Origin of the sequence: uncultured Dialister sp. (genome assembly GCF_900541605.1) — a bacterium.
GTDB lineage: Bacteria > Bacillota > Negativicutes > Veillonellales > Dialisteraceae > Dialister.
Window position 1 is genome coordinate 1 of the sequence record NZ_UQKJ01000184.1, and the last position, 2,920, is coordinate 2,920.

Here is a 2,920-nt window from a genome sequence, read left to right on the forward strand (position 1 = left end):
AGCCGCTAGAAGCCCCGTGCGAGTGACTCTACCCGTCAACACCGAATACCAACAGCTAGATAAACTGAAATATCGCAAAATGCCCCTATCCCTCCTCTTGACAACAGGGCTCCCCATAGTGTAAACTTATCTAAGTCAGCTATGTGGAGCGATACTCAAGTGGCTGAAGAGGACGGTTTGCTAAATCGTTAGACCGGTTTCCGGTGCGGGAGTTCGAATCTCCCTCGCTCCGCCACATGAAAGCGTCGAATGTAATTCGGCGCTTTTTTATTTTGCCCGGAGCCATGACTATCACTATATAAGGTATAATAGATAGGAAGACCCTATGCAGAAAGGTGGAGGACCATGAAGAAGAAGACCCTGGCAGATGGCATCCTGGCCATTTCGGCAGCAGCGGCGCTGGGATCAGCGCCTTTTATGGATATGAGCCCTCTCTGGGGAGGGCTTTTTCACGTGTCCTTCGCGGCTACGGTGGCAGGCTTTGCGGACTGGTTCGGGGTGACCTCACTTTTCCGCAGGCCCTTTGGTATCCCTTATCGGACGGACCTTATTGCCCGGAGCCGAGACAAGATCGTGGCCATGGCCAGAGACATGGTGATGGAAGAACTCCTGACGGAGCGGCGGATGAAGGCCCTTCTTGTGGAGCACACCGCTTCTTCCGTGGTGGAGAGATGGCTGGGTAAAAACCGGGATGGGGTCCGGAAAATCCTGGTGGACGCTGCCATGGTTACCCTGTCGGCGGTGGATAAGGGATGGCTCTGGCAGGTGACCGGCGGAAACCTGTCCCGTCTGGCGGAGAACCTGGACTGGGCGGGCTATCTTTCATCGGTCATGAAATCCTTCCGGAGCTACGAAGGCCGGGATGAATTGCTGGCGGTCCTTTCTTCGGAGGTCCGCTCCTTCCTGCAGGATGAATTCACCCTGGAAGAGGTGCGCCGGATTTACCTCTCGGCCTGGGAGAAATATGAAGAGACCGGTTGGTTTAATTTCCACCGGATTTTCAAAAATGTGATGAAGGACAGGGAAGAGGAAATGGTGGCCCTGGTACGCGGGAAAATCATCTCCCTTGCCGACATGCTGACGGATCGTGAAAGTGATGCTTGCCGGGCCATCGGGGGAAAATACGATGAAATCGCGGAAAAACTGGAGGCCGATACCCTGTGGAAGGAGCGGCTGAACCGCTTCGTGGCGGCGCAGGTCGAAAAGAGCCTTGACGGCAGGGGAAAGGCCCTCTTTGACAGTCTCTGGAACGGGAAACAGGAGGAACTGGCGGCCTATGCGGCAGATGGGGTGCTGGCCCTGGCGGATGCCATGCTCCAGGATGAAAAAAAGCGGAGGACCTTCGATGCCTTTCTTCTCCACCTTATCCTTCCCCATGTGGGGGAGCTCCATGACCTGGTGGGGAAGGTGGTCGAAAAGAAGCTGGACCACTACGACGGAAGAGCCATGGCGAAACTGGCGGAAGAGGGAGCCGGGGAAGATGTGGCCATGATCCGCATTAACGGGTCCCTCTTTGGCGCCGTGCTGGGGCTCCTTTTCTATGCGGCCACAGCGGCGGGAGGTGCCCTATGAAACGATACAAGACAGCCAACCGCATTCTGGCGGTTTCTTTGCTCCTCTTCCTTTGCGTACTGGTTCTGTCCTTTGCGGGACCCTGGCAGGGGGAGCGGTGGTTCTCCATCCTCTATTTCCTGGTACAGTCCTGCTTCATCGGCTGCGTGGCTGATTTCATCGCCGTGGAAGCCCTGCTCCGGCGACGGTTCCACCTGCCCTACCGGCCCATTATCCCGGCGAACCGGGAGCGGATCATCGGAAAAATGAAAGACGTGAACAATACGCTCCTGGCCCGGGAAAACCTGCTGAAGAAGATAGAGACCCTTTCGGTGACGGATATGGCCTATCGGTGGCTTTCGGGCAGAGAGGGTCGGCCGGAGGAGATGGAACGAAAGTTGGCGGAAAAGGTGGCCCGCTTCCTGGTGGACTTTGTAGAGAATCACCAGGATGAAGCGGGGGCCTGGGCCCGGAGGGAGGCGGAAAAGAGGATATCCGCCTTCTGCGCCTACGGCAGGGAACGGATCCTTATGGAAATGTACCGGGAAGAATGGCTGGACCGGCTGCTCGTGGCAGCACAGGACCGCCTGTCCCGGCCGGAAACGAAAAGGCAGATCGCCGGCTATATGAAGGAGAAGGGGGACAGTGAGGAAAAAGGATTTCTGGGAAGTATCGGCTACTGGATCGGACGGAAAACGGGAGCCATCGATTATGAGGCCCTTACCAATGCGGCGGTGGAGGCACTGCTGGAGGAAATGAAGACTTGGCAGGACAGGGACAACCCCTTCCGCCGCCAGCTCCTTCGCCGCTGGGACAGCATGGTCCGGGCCTTCCTGGAAGAGGAAACCACGGAGAAAGCTCTGGCCGCTTTCGGCAGGGCCCTCTTTGAAGGATTCCCGGTGGAAGAAAAAATCGGGGAAGGGGCGGAGACATTCTTCGCCGAATGGGGCCGGGGAGACCGTTTCTCCCAAAGGCTGGTGCCAAAGATACAGTCCGCCATCCATCGGGGATTCCTGTCCATGAAAGGAAATGGAACTCTCAAGAATCGGGTGGACACCTTCGCACGGGGACTGCTTACGGAGCTGGTGTCCTATGAACAGGGCTTCCTTTCTGCCACCATCCTGGATGTACTGCGGCGGTTCAGTGATACGGAACTCAATGAATTCGTGGAGTCCAAGGTGCACCATGAGCTGGAGGGCATCCGTATCAACGGCGCTATCGTAGGTCTCCTTGGAGGCTGCGCATTTTACCTCTTCCTCACGTTCCTCTGGATCCCGCTGGTGAGGGGATTATTCTGATGGATGGTATTGCCTGTTTCAGTTTGTCGAGCTGTTGGTATTCGGTGTTGACGGGTAGAGTCACTCGCACG

The 2,920-nt window shown here is 56.7% G+C and carries 2 protein-coding genes and 1 tRNA gene; all 3 read left to right on the forward strand.

The window, feature by feature from the left end; genetic code table 11:
* Nucleotides 1-145 precede the first annotated feature (145 nt).
* The 3 genes from QZR21_RS08835 to QZR21_RS08845 all read left to right on the forward strand — a co-directional run bounded on the left by QZR21_RS08835 (nucleotide 146) and on the right by QZR21_RS08845 (nucleotide 2,849).
* A tRNA-Ser gene (locus QZR21_RS08835) sits at nucleotides 146-235 on the forward strand.
* Nucleotides 236-345: 110 nt separating this feature from the next.
* Nucleotides 346-1,572, forward strand: coding sequence for a DUF445 family protein (locus QZR21_RS08840; protein ID WP_296100142.1), 1,227 nt, complete (start codon nucleotides 346-348; stop codon nucleotides 1,570-1,572).
* A complete protein-coding gene (locus tag QZR21_RS08845) occupies nucleotides 1,569-2,849 on the forward strand; it encodes a DUF445 family protein (RefSeq protein ID WP_296975007.1) in 1,281 nt (426 codons plus the stop codon). Before QZR21_RS08840 ends, QZR21_RS08845 begins: the two co-directional genes overlap by 4 nt.
* Nucleotides 2,850-2,920: the final 71 nt, after the last annotated feature.